The following is a 20,866-nucleotide window of genomic DNA, read 5'->3' on the forward strand; positions in this document are numbered from 1 at the left end:
AAAGATTCTGTGATCCTGCTTGAACAGCTTCGGACAATCGATAAAACACGCTTAAAAGACAAAGTCTGTCATTTAGACAGTAACATGCTCTTTAAAGTTGACAAGGCATTAGAAGTGAGTCTGGAATTGCTTACATAACTTGACGAAAACACCGGATAATGGTATATTTCAAATGTTTGTAACAAATTTCAGGATACAAAGAAAAGATAAAGGAGATTTTTATGGAAGATGGTGGGAGTCCTTATTATATAGGATTTGGAGTATTATTGTTACTTGTGGTATTACATGCCATATTTTATGGTTTTCTGGCAGCTCTGGAAAATCAGAATGAAAATTCGTTAGAAAAGCTGGCAAAAGAAGAAAACCAGAAGGCTTTATTACTGCTTCGCCTGTCAGATGAACCGGCAGGCAGCATACATATGATCCAGTTTTTTATAACAGGTCTGACATTTTTTGCAGGAGCCTATATCATTTCTGCTTTTCACAGTGTAAACCGCATCATTATGTTTGTCTGTTACTGGCTGATCGTTGTGATGGCAGGTATTTACGCTCCGACAAAAATAGCCGCTAAAAAGGCTGAGAGCTGGGGAATCGGATTGTGCAGGCTTATGCATTTTCTGACCATGATCAGCCTGCCGTTTGTTAAAGTCCTCGAATTTCTGGGTGATATCTTTGTCCGCATCTGTGGTGTTGATCCAAATGAAAATTTAGATGATGTAACAGAAGAAGAGATCATCTCAATGGTCAATGAAGGACACGAGCAGGGCGTGTTATTAGCAAGCGAGGCTGAGATGATCCATAATATCTTTGAATTTGGCGATAAAGAAGCAAAAGATATTATGACACACCGGAAAAATATCATCGCCTTAGACGGCAGCATGACTTTTTCCGAAGCTATGGATTTTATGATACAAAGCCGAAACTCACGATTTCCTGTATACATAGATGATATCGATAATATTATTGGTGTGCTGCATATCAAAGAAGCATTACAGATCTGCACACATCAGGAATATTACGACAGGCAGATCAAAGATATTTCTTTTTTGATCCGGAAAGCAGAATTTATTCCGGAAACCAGAAATATCAATACATTATTCAAGGAAATGCAGTCGGAGAAAAACCATATGGTCATCGTTGTAGACGAATATGGACAGACAGCCGGAATCGTTGCAATGGAAGATATTTTAGAGGAGATCGTCGGTAATATCTTAGATGAACATGATGAAGATGAACATATGATACAAAAGCAGCCGGATGGCAGTTTTCTGATCAATGGTATGGCTGATTTTGAAGATGTGGCAAAAGCACTAGATATTACCGTAGATGAAGAAGATACCTATGAAACCTTAAACGGTTTTCTGATCTCTAAGATCGATAAGATACCAAGTGAAGATGACCGGATCGTCGTAGAAACAAACGGTTACTGCTTCAAAGTGCTTACCGTTGAAAATAAGATCATCCAAAAAGTTTCTGTCACAAAACTCTTCGAAGATACGAAAGAGTCCGTAGATAAGCCTTGTCAGGAACCTGAAAAAATGATAAAATAAACTAATGAAATTTTAATAGAAAAGAGGAACTAATATGTCAGGACATTCCAAATTTGCCAATATTAAGCATAAAAAAGAGAAAAATGATGCGGCAAAAGGAAAAATTTTCACAATTATAGGACGAGAGATTGCCATCGCAGTAAAAGAGGGTGGTCCTGATCCTGCAAATAACAGTAAATTAAGAGGGATAGGGCAATATTTAATTAATGCCCAAAATACTTATGGAGTAAATGCTCTTCTTATATTAGGTATTGCAATAAATGAATCAGCATGGGGATTATCTAGTTATGCTCAAAATAGAAATAATTTATTTGGTTTAAATGCAGTAGATTCTAATCCAGATGATGCAAGTAGATTTAATTCAGTAGAACACTGTATAAATGAATTTGCTAAATATTGGATTTCTTCTGGATATAGTGATCCTCAAGATTTTAGATATTATGGTGGATTTGTTGGAAATAAGTATATGGGAGCTAATGTTAAATATGCTTCTGATCCATTTTGGGGAGAAAAAGCAGCATCTTATGCTTTTTCAGCAGATAAATATTTAAGTGGAAATAATATTAATTCATTGAATGATTATAATTATAATCAGTTAGCAATTTATTCAGCATCTGGAAAAGTTGTAGATAGAAATAACAACTTATTGTATAATGTTTCTAATTCGATGGATTATTATGTTACATTTGTAGGAGTTCCTGTAGTATTAACTACAACAAAAACTCATGTAATTGGACAAGATGTATGTTACGAAGTATATCCTGAAAGAACTACGCCTTTATCTTCAAGTGGAGGTAGTGAATTTAGTGAAAATTATGATTGGAATAATAGAGGATATATTAAAACATCTAATGTAAAACTAATTAACACTGGTAAAAATGCTTCTTCTAAAGATGAAAAGCCAGGAATAACATATCAAGCACATTCTGCTAAATATATGTGGCTTCCAGAAAAGTATGAAGATGAAGTTGCTGGAACTGTAAATGAGTATTTAAGAATGGAAGCTATAAGGATTTCTCTTCAAGGATATAATGGTGCATCTGTTAAGTATAGAGTTCGTGGTGAAGGCTATAATTGGCAAGAGTGGGCTAGTGATGGACAAGTTGCAGGTACAACAGGTCAAAGTAAGCGTATTGAAGCGATTGAAATAGTTACTGAAGGAATGCCAGAAGGATATTATCTTCAATATAGAGTTCTTGTTCAAGATTATGGTTGGATGAGATGGGTAAATGAAGGAGAAACAGCTGGAACTATTAATGAATGGAAAAGGATTGAAGCTATTCAAATAAGAATAGTTAAGGGAGAGTCTACCATTAAATATAGAACACATCTTGCAGATACTATGTGGCAAGATTGGCGTTATAATGGACAAATGTCAGGTACGGTAAACCAATATAGAAGAATTGAAGCAATTGAAATAATAGCTCCTGATTTACCAGAAGGTGCAAGTATAAGATATAAAACACATCTTGCAGATACTATGTGGAGTCAAGATTGGGTATATAATGGTACTATGTCTGGAACAACTGGTCAATCTAGAAGAGTAGAAGCAATAATTATTGAATTAGTTAATGCTCCAGATTATGATGTTATGTATAGAGTTCGTGGAGAAGACTATGGTTGGACAAATTGGACAACTGGAGGACAAATTGCAGGAACAACTGGACAAGGTAAAAGAATGGAAGCTATTGAAATAAAACTTATAAAACATTAAAGAAAAGCAGCTACGATTTATGTAGCTGCTTTTTATTTAATGTTTTGCAAAATTTAAAGTTAATTGGTAGCAATAATATTATTATGTATAGTGGAAGCCACATTAAAGCAACTCGGTTGATTATAAACGAATCCTTACATAATACTAGTAAGCCGCATAATAATGTGAAATATATTGAAAATTTAAATAAATAAGTTAATGAATTATTTTTATTTACAAATATACTTATTAAAAGCTTTATGGCAAATACAATTGTTAAGATAGTACCTACAATATTTCCTAAAGAAAATAGTATTAGATATAATGATCCAGATTTTAAGAACTCAGGGAAAATAGGATCAACAACTATATGAATAAATGTTTGAACAAATATATTAATTACAAAGGTAATTCCACTTCCATATAAATTTTTTAATGCTATTTGTAGATTAGACATTTGACCATCATTAAAGCCTAAGAACATAAGCTCACCATTATTAAACTTAAAATTGGAGAAGAATAATAAAGTTAGTATAATTATTAAAAAATAAAGTATATCTTTAATTGTAATAATTTTTTTATCATTTTTATAACAAAATATTAATACTACTGGTAATATCAATGGCAAATATCCTCTAATAGGAAATATTAATAGTAAAAATAATAATAATTTTTTATAATTAAGAGGCTTTTTTAATGAATAATATAGAATTATTATTAAAAGCATTAAAATAATATTATCTCTCATTAATATTGTATTAGTAAGTATATAGCCAGGTAATAAACTAAAAATTGATACAGTTATCAAGGATTTTTTTTCATCTAAATATATTCGTGCTAACTTGTATAAATATATACTTGTTGGTATGTATGCAATTAATTTTATAAGTATTAAATCAACTACACTATTAATTCCTACAAATCTAAGTAATGCTAAAAAGATTACAAATATGTTTTTGTATCCAAAACCAGGAATATCTGCACCAGTTATATATTCATAGGCTGGAAATGAACCTTTTAAAAGATCTAATAATTCACCATTTTTTAAATGTTCACTTAGCAAAGCAGATTCAAAAAAGTATCTTTCTTCATCACAAAAATAAGAACCAGCCACATCTCCAAATAAGATTCCATATTTAAATCCAGAATTAATGTTATTGTAATAAATTAATATGGTAATAAGTGAATATATTCCAATAAAAATAGAAGTAATAGTAAATAAATTTTTATTTATTATATTTTTTCTATATAGATAGTAAGAAATACCCATAAGAAAAGCAATAAGTATAACTGACAAAAAAGTCATAATGAGCTCCTTCCACAATAAGTTAATTATATGTGATTTTATTATTAAATAATAGTTTTCATTCTAAAGTATTTTAAGTATTGACTATATTAGAAAACTGTAAACATGCACTATATACAATATAACTATAAATTATAATTAAGTAAAGATGATATGAGGAATAATTATTGAAATAATATTTTATTATGCTATTATTAATTAATAGGATATTTTAATTGTTAGAGAGGTATTAGTAATGAAAGTAAGGAAAGCGATTATTCCAGCAGCTGGGTTAGGTACAAGATTTTTGCCAGCAACTAAGGCACAACCAAAGGAAATGTTACCAATAGTTGATAAACCAACTATTCAATATATTATTGAAGAAGCTGTAGCATCTGGAATAGAAGAAATATTAATAATTACAGGAAGAAATAAAAAATCTATTGAAGATCATTTTGATAAATCTGTAGAATTAGAATTAGAACTTGAAAAGAATGGTAAGATAAAAATGCTTGAAATGGTTAGAAATATTTCTGATATGGTGGATATTCACTATATAAGACAAAAGGAACCTAAAGGATTAGGGCATGCAATACATTGTGCTAAATCTTTTGTAGGGGATGAACCATTTGCTGTAATGTTAGGTGATGATGTGGTGGATAATGATGTCCCATGTTTAAAGCAACTTATGGATTGTTATGATGAGTATAAGACAACAATTTTAGGTGTACAAGAAGTAATACCTGAAAATGTAAATAAATATGGAATAGTAAATGGTATACATATTGAAGATAAAGTATACAAAGTAAAAGATTTAGTAGAAAAACCTTCAATAGAAGAAGCACCGAGTAATGTAGCTATTTTAGGAAGATATATAATAACTCCTAAGATATTTGAAATATTAGAAAATACTAAACCAGGAAAAGGTGGAGAAATTCAATTAACAGATGCTTTAAAAACTTTAGTGGAAAATGAAGCTATGTATGCTTACAATTTTGATGGAAGAAGATATGATGTAGGAGATAAATTAGGTTTCTTGCAAGCAACTGTGGAAATGGCTCTTAAGAGAGAAGAGTTAAGAGATGATTTTATTAAATATTTAGAAACAAAGCCATGGGAAAATAAATAATTATAGAAGGATATATAAAGACTATAAAAAGTTTTTATATATCCTTTTTGTTATAAAAAGGATATAATTAAATTGTATATGTTAAAAAAATCAATATATGTTAAAAGTATTAAATTATGAAATGAGTGTAGTTATATGGATAAGCTTTCTGTGATAGTTCCTTGTTATAATGAAGAAAAAGCCATACTTTTATTTTATAAGGAATTTTGCAAAATTTATAGTTGTATGAAAGATGTTGAATTTCAAGTAATATTTATTGATGATGGATCTAGTGATAATACGTTAAATGAAATTAAAAAGATAGCCGATGGAGATGAATGTTGTAGTTATATTTCGTTTTCAAGAAATTTTGGAAAAGAAGCTGCGCTATATGCTGGTTTAAATAAAGCAAGTGGCAATTACATAGCTATGATGGATGTAGATCTGCAAGATCCGCCAATATTATTGCAAGAGATGTTTTATTTTATAAAAGTTAAAAGATATGATGCTGTTGTAGCAAGGAGAGTAAATAGGAAAGGAGAGCCTATAATACGCTCTTGTTTTGCAAGGCAATTTTATAAGATTATTAGAAGGATATCTAAAAATAATATTGTAGATGGTGCAAGAGATTTTAGAATGATAACAAGGCAAGTAGCTGAAGCAGTGCTTGGTATGAATGAATTTAATAGATTTTCCAAAGAGATGTTTAGTTGGGTTGGGTTTAAAACTAAATGGATTGAGTATGAAAATAAAAATAGGATTATAGGAGAAAGTAAGTGGTCATTTATAAAACTGTTTACTTATGCCATTAATGGAATTATGGCCTTTTCAACTATACCTTTAAGTATAGCAACAATAGCAGGTAGCTTATTTATTGTGGTATCAATGATTATGATTTGTATATTTATTATAAAGATTTTATTTTTTTCACAAAAAGTTGGTGAATTATCATTGTTAATATTGGCAATGTTTTTTATTGGAGGAATTCAATTGTTTTGTACAGGAATTGTAGGGCAATATTTAGCAAAGGTATATGTTGAAACTAAGAAGAGACCTATTTATATTATAAAAGAAGAAGTTTAGATAATAATTAGCTTTTATAAAGTGAATATAGGGTATATTAGATTGTTTTTAAACAGTCTAACACACCCTATATTTTTTAATTCTAACGAGGAATTAAACCAATCTTTTTTTGCATCTTTCTAAGAAGTTTCATAGAAACGTAATTAGCTTTTTCAGCACCTTCTTTGTAAATTGCTTCTAAAGCTTTCTTATCACTCATAAGCTCGTTAAACTTTTCTTGAATTGGAGCTAATTCATTGATGATAACTTCTGCGGTATCTTTCTTTAAATCAGCATATCCTTTTCCTACATATCTAGCTACAACTTCATCTGGAGTAACATTTTCAATAGCACAGATAATATCTATAAGATTTTTAACACCAGGTTGTTCTTCAGTGTAATTTATTACACCTATGCTATCAGTAACAGCTCTAGCAATCTTTTTTCTAATAACGTCTGGTGAATCCATAATCAAGATGTATGAATTAGGGTTTTCATCAGATTTAGACATTTTCTTAGTTGGTTCTTGAAGACTCATTATTTTAGCACCAGTCTTTGGAATATAAGGTTCTGGTACTTTAAATGTATCGCTGTAAGTTGTATTAAATCTTGAAGCTAGAGTTCTTGCAAGTTCTAAATGTTGTTTTTGATCTTGCCCTACAGGTACTAAATCAGTATTATATAAAAGAATATCACAAGCCATAAGTACTGGATATGTAAATAGACCAACACCGATAGATTCTCCCATTTTTTTAGATTTATCTTTATATTGAGTCATTCTGCTAAGCTCACCCATGTAAGTAGAGCAATTTAATAACCAGCAAGCTTCACTATGGGCAGGAACATGTGACTGAATGAATAATGTATTTTTAGCTGGATCGATTCCAGCTGCTAAATATATAGCTAAAACTTCAAGAGTTCTTCTTCTTAAATCTTTAGGTTCTTGTTTTACAGTTATTGCATGTAAATCAACAACACAATAATAACAGTCATATTCATCTTGTAGCTTAACCCAATTTTTAAGAGCTCCTAAGTAGTTTCCGATTGTTAAGTTACCTGATGGCTGAACACCACTAAATATAACTTTTTTATTTTCTGTTGTATTTTCCAAAAAAAACACCTCTTTTCATATTTTACGTAATTACATATTAGTTTAATTATAGAAGTAGGAAAAATTTATGTCAACGATTTAAATAAATAATAGAAAAAGCAGCCTAAGGGCTGCCTTTTATCTAGTATTTCTTATCTCTGTTCATTTTTTGAGTTTTTCTTGCTTTTCTGCATTCTGGGCAACGAACAGGATCATTTTCAAATCCTTTTTCTTTGTAAAATTCTTGTTCTCCTACAGTAAAAATAAATTCTTTTCCGCAGTCCTTACAAGTAATTTTTTTATCTTCCATTTTTAACCTCCTCAAAATTTATAGGGCTTATTGACACTTGATACATAACCCTTTAAAGATGAAGGGGTACTTTCTAATGATCATATAAAATCCTACTAAATTTCATTTATAATATTATTATATACATATATTTCCAAAAATGCAATTGAATTGTTTGTTGGAAATAATTATGCCTTTTTTGAAGATTTCATTGAAAAAGCTGTAAAAGCTATCAATGGAATCAATATAAAGAAGAATAGATTGCTATAATTATAGTATTTCAAAATATTAAATAAAATATAATTATTTTTTGAGAAAAGTGAAGCTAAAATAAAAATAATTATAGAATATGTAGCAATATATATTTTGTCATTTTTAATATATTTTTTATAAATAATATATATTCCATATGTACTTAAAAGATATTTTAAAAATAATCCTACTATAGCTTCCATTAAGAAAAATAATTCACCAAAATCAATGAATCCACCTAATTGAATGCGCTGACTCATGGTATATTCAGGATAAAATAAATTAGCGGCTCTAGATGGTCCAAAGCAAGAAATAATACCTATTATTGAATATATAGAGTATAAGGCTATAGTGCATAAGGCAATAAGGCTATGTTTTTTTAAATTATCTGCTTTTGTAAGATGCTTCAAATATGGTAGTGAAATAGCAAATGATGAAATGCATCCTAATAAAAGTAGAATACAATTAAAATAGTTTCCTATTGTTAAATTGTTTGTAAAAACCGGAAGGATATACTTAGTGTTTTTATAAGGCTCAGAAAATATGCTTAATATTAAACAGTTTACTATAAAAGAAATAATATTTATCGTAGTGAAAATTAATATTGTACGAACCTTCTTCCTTATTAAAAATAATGAAGGTAATAGGAAAAATAAAAGTATATACCATTGAGGAGTAGGTAGGAAAAAGCAGGTTTTAATGCAATTAGCTTCTACCATAGCTGCTTCCAATGAAGATAAAAATAATCCTATAGCAAATAAGAAAAGTAGAATATTTCCCATAGTTTTAGATAGACCGATGGTGAAAATATTATTTATATTGTAGTTTCCTTTTCTTGCTATTATATCTAATAGATAAGTAGCAATGCCAATTAATAATATAAATGCTGCAATTAAGCATATCCAAGTATCTCTTTCCCCTATGGTAATAAATTGTGAACAGTAAATTTTAAGACTTACAAAGGTTACTGCATATATAAAAATTATATAGTGTTTTGTTGATATTTTATTTTCATTCATCTCTCCACCTCGTATATATTTTAGTATTCTAAAATAGTATTCTCAAAAAAATGAATATTAAACACTATGGGAGGAATAATATTCTTAGGTGATGAATTATGAATAAAAATATCGATTATTTAAAGGAAAGGTTTAAAGACTGCTTTGATGTTAAGTTTAGAGAGTTATCTACTATACTTGGAAATGGGACAGTGGTATTTATTGATGATTTATGTAATAGTCAATGGATGATGGAGTATATGATACTTCCTCTTAGAGGTTTTGGAGAACTTAAGGGAGAAGAAGGTATTAGTACTCCAAAAGATTTAATAGATAAAGTTTTAGATATGAATATGACTGGTATAGCCAAGGATGTAGATGATGCAATATTTCATGTTTTAAGCGGAGATGTAATATTAGTATTAAATGATTATGAAGAGATAATATACAGTGAAGTAAAGAACATGGTAAGAAGGGGAATTGGAATACCTGATACTGAATCTGTATTGAAGGGACCAAGAGAGGGATTTAATGAGCTCATAGTAGATAATGTTGCTTTGATAAGAAGAAGGCTTAAAAATCCAGATTTGAAATTTGAAGCTGTATATGTTGGAGAAAAATCTCAAACAGCTGTAGCCATAACATATATAAAAGGAATTGTAGATGAAAATGTACTAGAGGATATAAGAAAAAAAGTTAAAAGTTTAGATTTAAGATTTGTACTAGATTCTAATTATATTGAATGTAACTTAAAGAAAGAAAATTCATTTTTTGATACAGTAGGATATACAGAAAAACCTGATGAAGTTTGTGCAAAAATCTTAGAAGGAAGGGTAGCCATTATTGTTGATGGCACATCATTTGTAATAACTGTACCTTATTTTTTTATGGAAAATTTTCAAATGCCAGATGATTATTATGTAAATAAATATTTTACTAATTTTAATAGGGTATTAAGATGGATTGCCTTTTTTATAGCTTCATTCCTACCAGGATTATATGTAGCAGTAATAACTCATCATTTCTCTATGATACCTACATTATTTATATTTAGGCTTGCTGTATCAAGGGCTGGAGTTCCTTTACCAACTTTTGTTGAAGTAATAATAATGATGCTTGCTTTTCAATTTATAAAAGAAGCAGGAATAAGATTGCCAAAGGCCATTGGAAGTGCTATGAGCATTGTATCAGCATTAATTTTAGGAGATGCAGCAGTTGGTGCTGGAGTAGCATCAAGAATTACCATAATTGTAGTAGCTATAAGCACATTATGTTATTTTCTAATACCAAAACTTTATGGAGCAGTATCATTTTGGTCAATAGTTATTGTTTGTTTTTCAGCATTGCTTGGACTTCCAGGATTCCTTTCAGCTTCGCTTATTTTTATGACTCAGATATGTGAGTTAGATTCTGTAGGATATCCATTCCTATTCCCATTAGGAAGCTTAAGTGAATATAGATTCAAAGATATATTGTTTAGAGGAAGTTTAAATAGGATATCAAGAAAAATAATTGGAGTAGGATGTGATAAAGATGGCAAAAAGAAATAAAATATTCAAAATACTTATCATCTTACTTATTCCATTAACTTTAACAGGTTGTTTTAATTATAGGGATATAAACAAGGTAACTTTTGCAACAAGTATGATTTTTGATACAGATGATTTGAGTCAGGTGATAGTATATCTAGATTGTATTAAGCCTTATAGAAGTACTAATGAAAGTTCTGATAAAGGTAGAAGGCTTATTTTTAAAGGTGTAGGAAAAACTACAGAAGATGCTTTAGAGAAAATTGATAATTTCTCCAGTGCTAAGCTAAATTATAGTCAAGTAAAAGCATATATATTTACAGAGAAGGCAGCTAAAGTAGGAATTAAAAAATATTTAGATTTAATAAATAATTATGGTGAAATGCAAATAAAGCCTAGTGCATTTATTTATTATGGAGATGTTGAAGAATTGCTTAAAGCTACGTCTGGTGATGATGAATTCTTAGGTATGTATTTAAATGATATAATGAATAAAAAACCATTTAATAGTCTTTCACTTCAAGCTAATGTAAATTATTATTTAAGCAATAGACTTATGGGAGATAATACATTGTTACTTCCAGCAGTAAATTTAAAGAAGGATGTTTTAGACCAAAAAGTTCAAATAAATGGTTCTGGTATATTAAAAGACAATGTACTTGTTGAAAGGTTGGATCAGGAAGATACATTATTATATGAACTTATGATGGGAAGTGTCTATGAAGGTACATTTGAAATTGGTAATCCTAATACGGACACTGATTTTATAAGTTTAGATGTTTTATCAAGTTCTGAAGATAGTATGTTGAGATTTGATAATAATAAATTTACTTTGGTAAAAAATATTGAGGTTGATTTGGAAATTTCAGATATTCAAGGAGAGGCTATTGTAGATAGTGAATTTATAAATTATATAAAAGTTAATGAAGAAGAATATATTAATAGTTATATAACTCAATTGTTTAATAAGTATAAAGAAAAGGGCATAGATATATTTAATGTTTATAGAATGAAGGAAATTTATTATGGAAAAGAATCTATTGATGACCCTTTAAGTATTTGTGATTTTGAGGTAAATACAAAAGTAAACATAAATGGAACTGGATTATCAAAAAATGCTTTATAAATATTAAAGAAAAAGATGAAAAATAAAATAAAAAGTAAAAAACTTGATATTTTTACTAAGAAAGGGTAAAATTATATTAAGTTAAATTAAAATATAGATAATATTACTATTATATTATCTATATTTTTTAATGTAGCTTTTAATTTTTTTATGTTAATTATTGAGAGGTTTAAAATGAATAATACTATTAAGGCATATGATGATATAAATGAAAAATTTAAGCTATATAAGGATGAAATGGATAAAAAAGTTAAAATATTAGAGAATATAGTTGAAGTTGAATTTTATATAAATAGTATTGTAAGCAAATCGGATTTTTTTAAAGAAGTAAATATATTATAATATCCGCACTAAAAATTGATTATAGCACCATATATTTAATAGAAAATGATAAATATGTAGCTAAAGTATCAAATAATAAGTTTAGTATGAAGGTATTAGAAGAAAAGTATATTTACCTATATGACTATATTGATGTATCAATTTTTAATATGGAATATGAAAATAGTAAGAATAATATCACTAATTCTAAGTCAATAATGCTGATTCCTTTAATATTAGGGGATAGGATTATTGGATATATATTTTTAGAACATTCGGAAAAGGGATATTTTAGTTATAAATACCAAGAATATATTAAGAAAATGGCTAATTTGATAGCTGTAGCTATTAAAAATGCAGAGTTATATAGAAAATTAAAATTAGCAGCAAAAATTGATTATCTTACAGGTTTATACAATAGAGATTATTTTTATAATAGAGTAGCTAAGAGTAGTAGAGATAGAAAATATTATGCAATTGTTATGATTGATATTGATAATTTTAAGAGTATAAATGATGAATATGGACATCCTGTAGGTGATATTGTTATTAAAAATATTTCACAGATAATTATGGATAACATTAGGGAAAGAGATATTGCTGCAAGATATGGAGGAGAAGAAATCATACTATATATTGATAATGAGCAGGTAAATGAGGAAGAGATATATAATATGATTGATGATATAAGGAGAAAAATAGCTAATAATAGCATTATAATAGAAGAGGATATAATTAAGGTAACTGCGAGCTTTGGTGTAAGTTTTAGCAAGTCAGAAGATCACATTGATGATGTTATCAAGGAAGCAGATAGGCTTTTATATAAATCAAAAAGTATTGGAAAGAATAGAGTTATTATACATTAATATAATTGTTGCATGTCTATTATAGAGTAATGTGATTATAGATATGCAGCATTGTTATTTTATTTTCATAAAAACTTAAAAATAGTTGGAACATTTTCAGTATGTTTTGAATATTATATAGTACAGGAAGGTATAAATTTATAGAGAGCTGAAGAAAATGTTGTTATAAATATGGGCGATTTTTTCATTTATATATAGAATTAATTAGTGAATAATGCAAAGTAAATTGAGAATAATAATTTTAAGTAAGGTAAGTGCTTTAATATTGTTAAATGTTAATTATAATGATGATTTAATCATCATTAATAAATAATCATAGAAATAAGGAGTGGTTCCAATGATACAAGTTTTTTGTGCAAGGAGAGGTTCTGGAAAGACTAAAAGGTTAATAGAATTAGCTAACCACCAACAATTAGAAGCTAAGGGAGATTCAGTTTACATTGATGATGATTCAAGACCAATGTTACAGCTAAATAGATCAATAAGATTTGTTGACACGATGGAGTATGAAGTAAGAGATTGTAATGATTTTTATGGCATGATTTGTGGTATAATCTCATCAAATTATGATATAGAAAATATATATGTAGATGGGTTATTTAATATAATCAATTGTACAATGAAAGAATCAGCCAAATTAATAAAAAGAATAGCCAATTTAACTGATAGATTTGGAATAAATGTATATATTAATATAAATATTAATGGCAGTGAAGAGGTGCCTGAAGGAATAAAACAATATGTAGCATAAAAATGAAAGAGGTCAGTAATGATCTCTTTCATTTTTTAAAATAACATTTTCTTGATAAAAAACGTTGTTATAAGATATACTGTATATAGTGATTTACGTAGGAGGTAAAGTTAAGATGGCTAATGTTTTAGATGAATTATTAGAACGTGGATACATAAAGCAATTCACACATGAAGATGAGACAAGAGAGTTATTAGAAAAGGAAAAAATAACTTTTTATATAGGTTTTGATCCAACAGCTGATAGTTTACATGTTGGACACTTTATAGCAATGATGTTTATGGCTCATATGCAAAAGGCAGGTCATAGACCAATAGCATTACTTGGTGGTGGAACTGCCATGGTAGGAGATCCATCAGGAAAAACAGATATGAGATCTATGCTTACAAAAGAGCAAATTGAACATAATGTTTCATGCATTAAGAAGCAAATGGAAAGATTTATAGATTTTTCAGATGATAAGGCTATATTAGTAAACAATGCTGATTGGTTATTAAACTTAAATTATGTAGATTTCTTAAGAGATGTGGGAGTACACTTCTCAGTAAATAGAATGTTAAGTGCAGAATGCTTTAAGCAAAGACTTGAAAAGGGACTTTCATTCTTAGAATTTAACTATATGTTAATGCAAGGATATGACTTCTATGTATTAAATCAAAAATATAACTGTAAGATGGAACTTGGTGGAGATGATCAATGGTCGAATATGATTGCTGGTGTTGAACTTGTTAGAAGAAAAGCTCAAGGTCAATCTATGGCAATGACTTGTACACTTTTAACAAATAGCCAAGGACAAAAAATGGGTAAAACAGTTGGTGGAGCTTTATGGTTAGATCCAGCAAAAACATCTCCATTTGAATTCTTCCAATATTGGAGAAATGTTGATGATGCAGATGTTGAAAAATGCCTATCATTATTAACATTCTTACCAATGGAGGAAGTAAGAAGATTAAGTGCTTTAGAAGGTTCTGAAATAAATAAAGCCAAGACAGTACTTGCTTATGAAGTAACTAAACTTGTTCATGGAGAAGAAGAAGCAACAAAAGCTAAATCAGCAGCAGAAGCATTATTTGCTGGTGGAGTAGATATGAGCAATGTACCAACAGTTACTATAAGTGCTGAAAGCTTTGGTAAAACAGTTCTTGATATTATAGCTGAAACTAAAATAGTTCCATCAAAAGCTGAAGGAAGAAGATTAATCCAACAAGGTGGTCTTTCATTAAATGGAGAAAAAGTTACAGAAGTAGCAAGAATATTTACAGAAGAAGATATTCAAGATGGATCTGCTTTAATTAAAAGAGGAAAGAAGAATTACACTAAAATAGAAGTACAATAATTCAATAAATAAAGGAGATAGAAATTTTATCTATCTCCTTTATTTTATATAGTTGGATTATTTCACTTAATATATAAATAAGAAGTTTAGAAGATAATATTTTTTACGATAACTAAATTAGATACTTAAATATGGTTAGCTAAGCCATAATGAATGGAGGGGTGAAAAATTAATAATATATCAACATTTACTTATGGAAAATATATAACAACAGAAAAGGTGAGCTTTAGAGGAGGCTATGAATTTAATCAAGGAGATACTTTAAAAGGAAGAGTTATTAAGGAGGATTCCCAAAGTAATAAGGTTACCATAAAATTAACTAATGGAATGGAGATAGAAGCTGAACTGCAAGGTGAAGTGGATTTAAAAGGTGGCTTATTAAATTTTGAAGTAGCAGAATTAAAAGATAATATGTTGTTTCTTAAGCTAACTGCTAATAATACGGAAGTAATAAATGAAGAAATTGCCAAGGAAAGTATTGATGAGATAATGAACTTTATCTTGAAAGAAGGTTTAAAGAAGGAAGATTACAATATGCTTAAGGCTATGGTGAAATACAATATACCTCTTACTAGGGAAAATATTACTACTGTAAAGAGCATAATGGAATTTAGTGATAAGATGAATAATAATCCAGTAGAAATAAAAAATTTTATAAATTCTTATTTAAATAGTAGGGATATTGCAGCAAATAGTAAAGAAGGAGTTTATGTATCACAAAAGCTTTATGAATTCTTTGAAGCTTTTTCTAAGACTAATTTACAAGAAGTACTTCTATTCTTAGAAAATGACATTGAATTTACTAAAGAAAATTTAGAGAGTTTTAATAAGTTATTTAATAATGAAAATGCTATGGAAAAAGTAATTAATGAGGTTAATGAAAAATTAGGTAATGCTATAGCAATTGAAGATAATACTTTAAATAGAGAAATTTTAGAAAAAACATTAAAGCAAGAATATTCAAAAGATGTTATTGATTATAAGAATAATAGCAATAATGACATTAATGATATGAAAGAAGTTAAAGATATTAAGAATATTAATGATATTAATGATATCAAAGATATTAAAGATATTAAAGATATTAAGAATATTAATGATATAAAAGATATTAAAGATATTACAGATAATAATATTAATAATAGTAGCATATTATCAAAAAGCTCAACAGGAAAAACGATTCAAGCAACATTAATAAAAGAAAGTTCAAAGGATAATATAATTAATGATGGTGCAAAAAGTGATTTTTTTATGGAAGATGATGTTAAAGAAATCATTAAAGTACTAAAAAATGAAAATAAGTCCATGGTTAATGAGAATAAGTCTGAACTTAATATTAATAAAGAAGTTTTAAGGGAAAGTATATTAAAACATACAGGAAAAGAAGTAAGATTAAATGATGCTGAAGCAAAGTTATTGGAAGTTATAATTAATAAAGATGAAATTAAAGATAAAGAAATAAATTTTATAAAAAATTTATTTAATAGTGTAGAAAGTAGACAAAAAGGTGAAGAAAAAGAGTTAAAATCCAATGATATAAGAGAAAATATATTTAATATAAGTAAGGATTTATCTAAAAATATTACAGAAAAATCTGAAGGAGCTAAAGAGGTCATAAGAAATATAATTTCTAATTTAAAAGAAAGTGACGAAAATTCTTCGCAAATTTTAAATATAATGAAAAATAGTATAAATGATTTAAAGTTATTCAATAAAATTAATGATCAATATTATTGCTTAGATGTACCAATAAATTTTAAGGAAAATGAATATCCATGTAAGCTTATTATTAAGGATGATAGGAAAGAAGGAAAATCTATAGATAGCAGTAATTTCAAGGTGGCTATATCAGTTAAAACAGTAAAGCTTGGCACAGTTGATGCTCTTTTAAATGTAAAAAATAGGAACATTGATTTGCAATTAAAATGTGATAAAAGTGTTATGAATTTATTTGTTATTTCAAAGGAGAAGTTAAAAGAAATAGTTGAATCATCAGGATTCAGTACTAAAATAGAAATTGTTGAAAGGACAGAAGAACTTCAACTATCGTCTTGTAGAGAATTTTTTAATGATAATAATATTGCGGCAGTGGATATTACAGTATAAGATAGTAGGTGGAATATAGTGCAAAATAGAAAGAAAGCTGTAGCTTTAAACTATGATGGAGCTAATGCACCAATAGTTACTGCAGTAGGAATGGGAATTATAGCAGATAAAATATTAGAAAAAGCAGAAGATAGTGAAGTTCCAGTGGTTTTTAATAAGGAACTGACAGATTTATTATGCAATGTTGATGTAGGAGATGCTATACCAACAGAAGTTTATGAGGCTGTAGCTCATATAATTGCTTATATTACTGAATTAGATAGCTCTTTATAGGAGGTTGAAGTTAAAAGATGGCATTATATGCGATATCAGACTTACATTTAGCTTTAAATGTTGATAAGCCTATGGATATCTTTGGAGAAAGATGGCTTAATCATGACGAAAAGATAAAGGAAAATTGGATTAGTAGGATTACAGATGAAGACACTGTACTTATAGCAGGCGATATATCATGGTCTATGAAAGCGGAAGATAGCAAGGTTGATTTAGACTGGATAGATAGTCTTCCAGGAAAAAAGATAATTTCTAAAGGAAATCATGATTATTGGTGGAGCAGCATAAGCAAGTTAAATGCAATGTATGAAAATATGAAGTTTATTCAAAATAATTTTTATACATATAATGATTATGCTATTTGTGGAACTCGTGGATGGGTATCGCCTGATAGTGAGAAATTTACAGAAAAAGATGCAAAAATATATGCTAGGGAAGCCATAAGATTAAGGTTATCTTTAGAAAGTGCAAAGAAATTAGGATATTCTAAAATAATTGTTATGATTCATTATCCGCCATTTAATGAAGGTTATGAAGAGTCAGAATTTATGAAGATTTTTAAAGAATATAATGTAGAAAAAGTTATTTATGGACATTTACATGGATTAGGAAGATTTAAAGCAAAAACTGGAATAATAAATGAGATAGAATATATTATGACTTCTTGTGATTTTATTGATTTTAATCCAGTAAGAATTTTATAAGTAATGGGGATATCTCAAAATAAAATAGGTTATTTTGAGGTATTTTTATTTTAAATAGAGAATAAGAAATTATTTTAAAAAACAATTTTTAAACAAAGATAGTGAAATTTTGTTATAATAGTAATGAAGTAACATGAAATTTACAAAAGTTTTTATTTTATAGTAAACGATAAATAAGGGTGATAAAAAGAATGGCTATTCAAAATTGGAAGAATTTTTTAATGGCTTATGAACAAGCTGTTGATGAATTAAAGGTGAAGTTAAGAAGCATAAGAAAAGAGTATAGAAGAAGAAATGAATATTCACCAATTGAATTTGTAACAGGAAGAGTTAAGGAAGTATCAAGTATATTAGAAAAGGCTAATAAGTTTGAAATTCCTTTAGATAGGCTGGAACAAGAGATGGAGGATATAGCTGGTATAAGAATTATGTGCCAGTTTGTTGATGATATAGATAAAGTGGTGGAGCTTTTAAGAGTAAGAAAAGATATGCAAATACTTTACGAAAAGGATTATGTAAGTAATGTTAAGTCAAGTGGATATAGAAGTTATCATGTAATTATTAAGTATACAGTTAATATGGTTGATGGGGCAAAGGATATATTGGCTGAATTTCAAATAAGGACATTAGCAATGAACTTTTGGGCAACGGCAGAACATTCATTAAATTATAAATATAAGCAGCATATACCAGAGGAAATAAAGGTTAAGCTTAAGAAAGCTGCTGATGCAGCCTTTGAATTAGACCAACAAATGCTTGAGATAAAGGATGAAATAAAAGATGCACAAAAATTATTTGAAGTTAAATCAGATATTATTTCGTCTATTATGAATAATATTTTAACATTAATATCCTTAGGTAAGGTTGCTGAAGCTACTAGGTATGAAGTTCTTTTAAATAGGCTTATAGAAGAGGGAGAAGTTTGGGAATTAAATAATCTTCTTGATATAACGAAAAAAGATTTGGAAAGGTATAAAGACAACTAAAATATTGATAATAAATAAAATACAATAAAAATATAATCATGCACAGGATCATTTTATGATTACAATGGAAGTAATTACTTTGGTAGAAAGAATGATTAAATTATATAAGATTATATATAAAGAAGTAGATGAAGAAAATAATAAACTACATATTACGTAGTTTATTATTTCTATATATTTTTTTTATGTCAGTAAATGTTTTCAGAAAAAGTTTAAGGAGGAGTTTAGAATGAAGGTATTATTTGTTTGTGTTCAAGGTTTAGCTAGTGCTATAGTTATTAGTTCATTAAAGAAACAAGCTAAGAAAGAAGATATTGATATGGATATTCTTGCTGTAGGTATACGTGAGTTTGAAAAGGAAATAGAAAAGGGATGCAATCTAGCAGTTATAGCACCACAAGTAATGCACAAGTATGATTATTTGAGTAAGATATCCAATGATAGAGGAGTACCATGCATATTAGTAGATAAAGATATTTATGGGTCAAGATCAGAGATGAATCTTCTTAATATGGTTATGAAGGAAATAAAGTAAATGAAGTATTCATAAGACATTAACATGATAATAAGTATTCATATTGATTAATATAAAAAGTTTATTCTCATGTTGATGTCAAAATAAGAGCACTGATGAGAATGATTATTTATGTAGTTTTTTCTATTGGGACCTAGCATTAAATATTTATGATATAATATTGATGGGGGTGTACTATGAAAGATAAGATAACTAAAAAGGATAAATGTTTTATAGCAATATTGACTATTTTATTTATAAGCTTTTTCCTAAATTGCTATCAAGTTATAGTAAACAAAAGATATAAAAGAACCATTGAATTGACTTGTTATGGAAATATTGAAGAGATAAGGATAAAAAATGAAAGTGTGCTTAGTATTTTAGATAAATGTATTAAGGCTAGGAATATTAGTAATGAGGAACTATTAAAACTGTATAAAAATTATTCAGCTATTGCTAATGCTGAAATAGATCTATTGGAATACTACTTAGAATATAGAGATAACCCTAATATAAAAACCAGCAATAAAAATGTATCCATTGAAAATAAAAATATTAATGGCATATATTGGCAAATAGAAGAGGTTATTTATAGTTATATTAAAAGCAATTTAAGTGAAAAAACTGAAAGTATGAAAATTAATGATGATAAGTTAGAGGAAGTTAGTGTGCTAAAAGAAATGGCAGAAAAATTAAATGAATATTACATAAGTTTTTATAATGAAAATTGCTCAAATTTAGACGAAGATTCTAGAGCTGATAAGATAATAAAACATGCATATTGGATTAATATATTAAAGGAAATACAAAATATTAATGAAGAATATATTGATTATGAGTTTTCTAATGAAAACATTAGTTAATATTGAATTATGAATTTTGGAATAAATTCATTAATGGAGTTAGAATAATATTTAAAAAATCAATTAAGGGGCTGTATCAAAATAATATTTGAAAAAAGGGAATTCGTATTTGAATTCCCTTTTTTGCATATAATATCGTTATGAAAAACTTCAAAAAGAATGTG

21 protein-coding genes and 1 pseudogene are annotated in these 20,866 nt (G+C 27.9%); 18 read left to right on the forward strand and 4 right to left on the reverse strand.

The window, feature by feature from the left end; translation table 11 throughout:
• The 4 genes and pseudogenes from BHW04_RS00845 to BHW04_RS12205 all read left to right on the forward strand — a co-directional run.
• Positions 1-138: type II toxin-antitoxin system PemK/MazF family toxin (locus tag BHW04_RS00845; protein WP_302698547.1), on the forward strand; the 138-nt coding region annotated here is incomplete at its 5' end.
• Between the two features lie 83 nt (positions 139-221).
• On the forward strand, positions 222-1,550 hold the full coding sequence (locus tag BHW04_RS00850) for a hemolysin family protein (RefSeq protein ID WP_302698537.1): 1,329 nt from the start codon (positions 222-224) through the stop codon (positions 1,548-1,550).
• 34 nt (positions 1,551-1,584) lie between these two features.
• Positions 1,585-1,740, forward strand: a pseudogene (locus BHW04_RS12200) (YebC/PmpR family DNA-binding transcriptional regulator); the annotation flags it as partial.
• A gap of 12 nt (positions 1,741-1,752) precedes the next feature.
• A complete protein-coding gene (locus tag BHW04_RS12205; protein WP_368072949.1) occupies positions 1,753-3,264 on the forward strand; it encodes a glucosaminidase domain-containing protein in 1,512 nt (503 codons plus the stop codon).
• A 10-nt stretch (positions 3,265-3,274) separates the two neighbouring features.
• On the opposite strand, the gene BHW04_RS00865 is transcribed toward BHW04_RS12205, so the two are convergent.
• On the reverse strand, positions 3,275-4,549 hold the full coding sequence (locus tag BHW04_RS00865) for a glycosyltransferase family 39 protein (RefSeq protein WP_302698538.1): 1,275 nt from the start codon (positions 4,547-4,549) through the stop codon (positions 3,275-3,277).
• A gap of 235 nt (positions 4,550-4,784) precedes the next feature.
• Between BHW04_RS00865 and galU the strand changes: the two genes are divergently transcribed.
• The gene (galU, locus tag BHW04_RS00870) at positions 4,785-5,657 is read left to right on the forward strand and encodes a UTP--glucose-1-phosphate uridylyltransferase GalU (protein ID WP_022212867.1); all 873 of its coding nucleotides are present in this window, start codon (positions 4,785-4,787) and stop codon (positions 5,655-5,657) included.
• 135 nt (positions 5,658-5,792) lie between these two features.
• Positions 5,793-6,719 carry a glycosyltransferase family 2 protein gene (locus tag BHW04_RS00875; protein WP_186834450.1) on the forward strand — a complete coding sequence of 309 codons (927 nt, stop codon included), beginning with the start codon at positions 5,793-5,795 and terminating at the stop codon, positions 6,717-6,719.
• 82 nt (positions 6,720-6,801) lie between these two features.
• On the opposite strand, the gene trpS is transcribed toward BHW04_RS00875, so the two are convergent.
• From trpS to BHW04_RS00890, 3 genes are all read right to left on the reverse strand, one after another.
• On the reverse strand, positions 6,802-7,809 hold the full coding sequence (gene trpS, locus BHW04_RS00880; RefSeq protein ID WP_186834451.1) for a tryptophan--tRNA ligase: 1,008 nt from the start codon (positions 7,807-7,809) through the stop codon (positions 6,802-6,804).
• 121 nt (positions 7,810-7,930) lie between these two features.
• Positions 7,931-8,098, reverse strand: coding sequence for a zinc-ribbon domain-containing protein (locus BHW04_RS00885; protein ID WP_022212870.1), 168 nt, complete (start codon positions 8,096-8,098; stop codon positions 7,931-7,933).
• A 167-nt stretch (positions 8,099-8,265) separates the two neighbouring features.
• A complete protein-coding gene (locus BHW04_RS00890) occupies positions 8,266-9,348 on the reverse strand; it encodes an endospore germination permease (RefSeq protein ID WP_302698539.1) in 1,083 nt (360 codons plus the stop codon).
• Between the two features lie 98 nt (positions 9,349-9,446).
• Between BHW04_RS00890 and BHW04_RS00895 the strand changes: the two genes are divergently transcribed.
• From BHW04_RS00895 to BHW04_RS00955, 12 genes are all read left to right on the forward strand, one after another.
• On the forward strand, positions 9,447-10,877 hold the full coding sequence (locus tag BHW04_RS00895) for a spore germination protein (RefSeq protein WP_022212872.1): 1,431 nt from the start codon (positions 9,447-9,449) through the stop codon (positions 10,875-10,877).
• The gene (locus tag BHW04_RS00900; RefSeq protein WP_186834453.1) at positions 10,861-11,982 is read left to right on the forward strand and encodes a Ger(x)C family spore germination protein; all 1,122 of its coding nucleotides are present in this window, start codon (positions 10,861-10,863) and stop codon (positions 11,980-11,982) included. Before BHW04_RS00895 ends, BHW04_RS00900 begins: the two co-directional genes overlap by 17 nt.
• Positions 11,983-12,156: 174 nt before the next feature.
• The gene (locus BHW04_RS00905) at positions 12,157-12,324 is read left to right on the forward strand and encodes a hypothetical protein (RefSeq protein ID WP_302698541.1); all 168 of its coding nucleotides are present in this window, start codon (positions 12,157-12,159) and stop codon (positions 12,322-12,324) included.
• 14 nt (positions 12,325-12,338) lie between these two features.
• Positions 12,339-13,169 (forward strand): sensor domain-containing diguanylate cyclase, encoded by an 831-nt coding sequence (locus tag BHW04_RS00910; RefSeq protein ID WP_441294410.1) that lies wholly within the window; start codon positions 12,339-12,341, stop codon positions 13,167-13,169.
• Between the two features lie 337 nt (positions 13,170-13,506).
• Positions 13,507-13,920 (forward strand): hypothetical protein, encoded by a 414-nt coding sequence (locus tag BHW04_RS00915; protein ID WP_022212875.1) that lies wholly within the window; start codon positions 13,507-13,509, stop codon positions 13,918-13,920.
• 115 nt (positions 13,921-14,035) lie between these two features.
• Positions 14,036-15,256, forward strand: coding sequence for a tyrosine--tRNA ligase (gene tyrS / locus BHW04_RS00920; protein WP_022212876.1), 1,221 nt, complete (start codon positions 14,036-14,038; stop codon positions 15,254-15,256).
• Positions 15,257-15,475: 219 nt separating this feature from the next.
• A complete protein-coding gene (locus BHW04_RS00925; RefSeq protein ID WP_022212877.1) occupies positions 15,476-17,362 on the forward strand; it encodes a hypothetical protein in 1,887 nt (628 codons plus the stop codon).
• Positions 17,363-17,380: 18 nt separating this feature from the next.
• Positions 17,381-17,635 (forward strand): EscU/YscU/HrcU family type III secretion system export apparatus switch protein, encoded by a 255-nt coding sequence (locus BHW04_RS00930; RefSeq protein ID WP_022212878.1) that lies wholly within the window; start codon positions 17,381-17,383, stop codon positions 17,633-17,635.
• A gap of 17 nt (positions 17,636-17,652) precedes the next feature.
• Positions 17,653-18,339 carry a metallophosphoesterase gene (locus tag BHW04_RS00935; RefSeq protein ID WP_022212879.1) on the forward strand — a complete coding sequence of 229 codons (687 nt, stop codon included), beginning with the start codon at positions 17,653-17,655 and terminating at the stop codon, positions 18,337-18,339.
• A 191-nt stretch (positions 18,340-18,530) separates the two neighbouring features.
• Positions 18,531-19,325, forward strand: coding sequence for a GTP pyrophosphokinase (locus tag BHW04_RS00940; RefSeq protein ID WP_022212880.1), 795 nt, complete (start codon positions 18,531-18,533; stop codon positions 19,323-19,325).
• 229 nt (positions 19,326-19,554) lie between these two features.
• Positions 19,555-19,860, forward strand: coding sequence for a PTS sugar transporter subunit IIB (locus tag BHW04_RS00950; RefSeq protein ID WP_302698545.1), 306 nt, complete (start codon positions 19,555-19,557; stop codon positions 19,858-19,860).
• Between the two features lie 176 nt (positions 19,861-20,036).
• Positions 20,037-20,702, forward strand: a complete 666-nt coding sequence (locus BHW04_RS00955) for a hypothetical protein (protein WP_022212883.1) — start codon at positions 20,037-20,039, stop codon at positions 20,700-20,702.
• The last annotated feature ends 164 nt before the right edge of the window (positions 20,703-20,866 follow it).

Source organism: Clostridium sp. 29_15, from assembly GCF_001916075.1.
Lineage (GTDB): Bacteria > Bacillota > Clostridia > Clostridiales > Clostridiaceae > Clostridium > Clostridium lentum.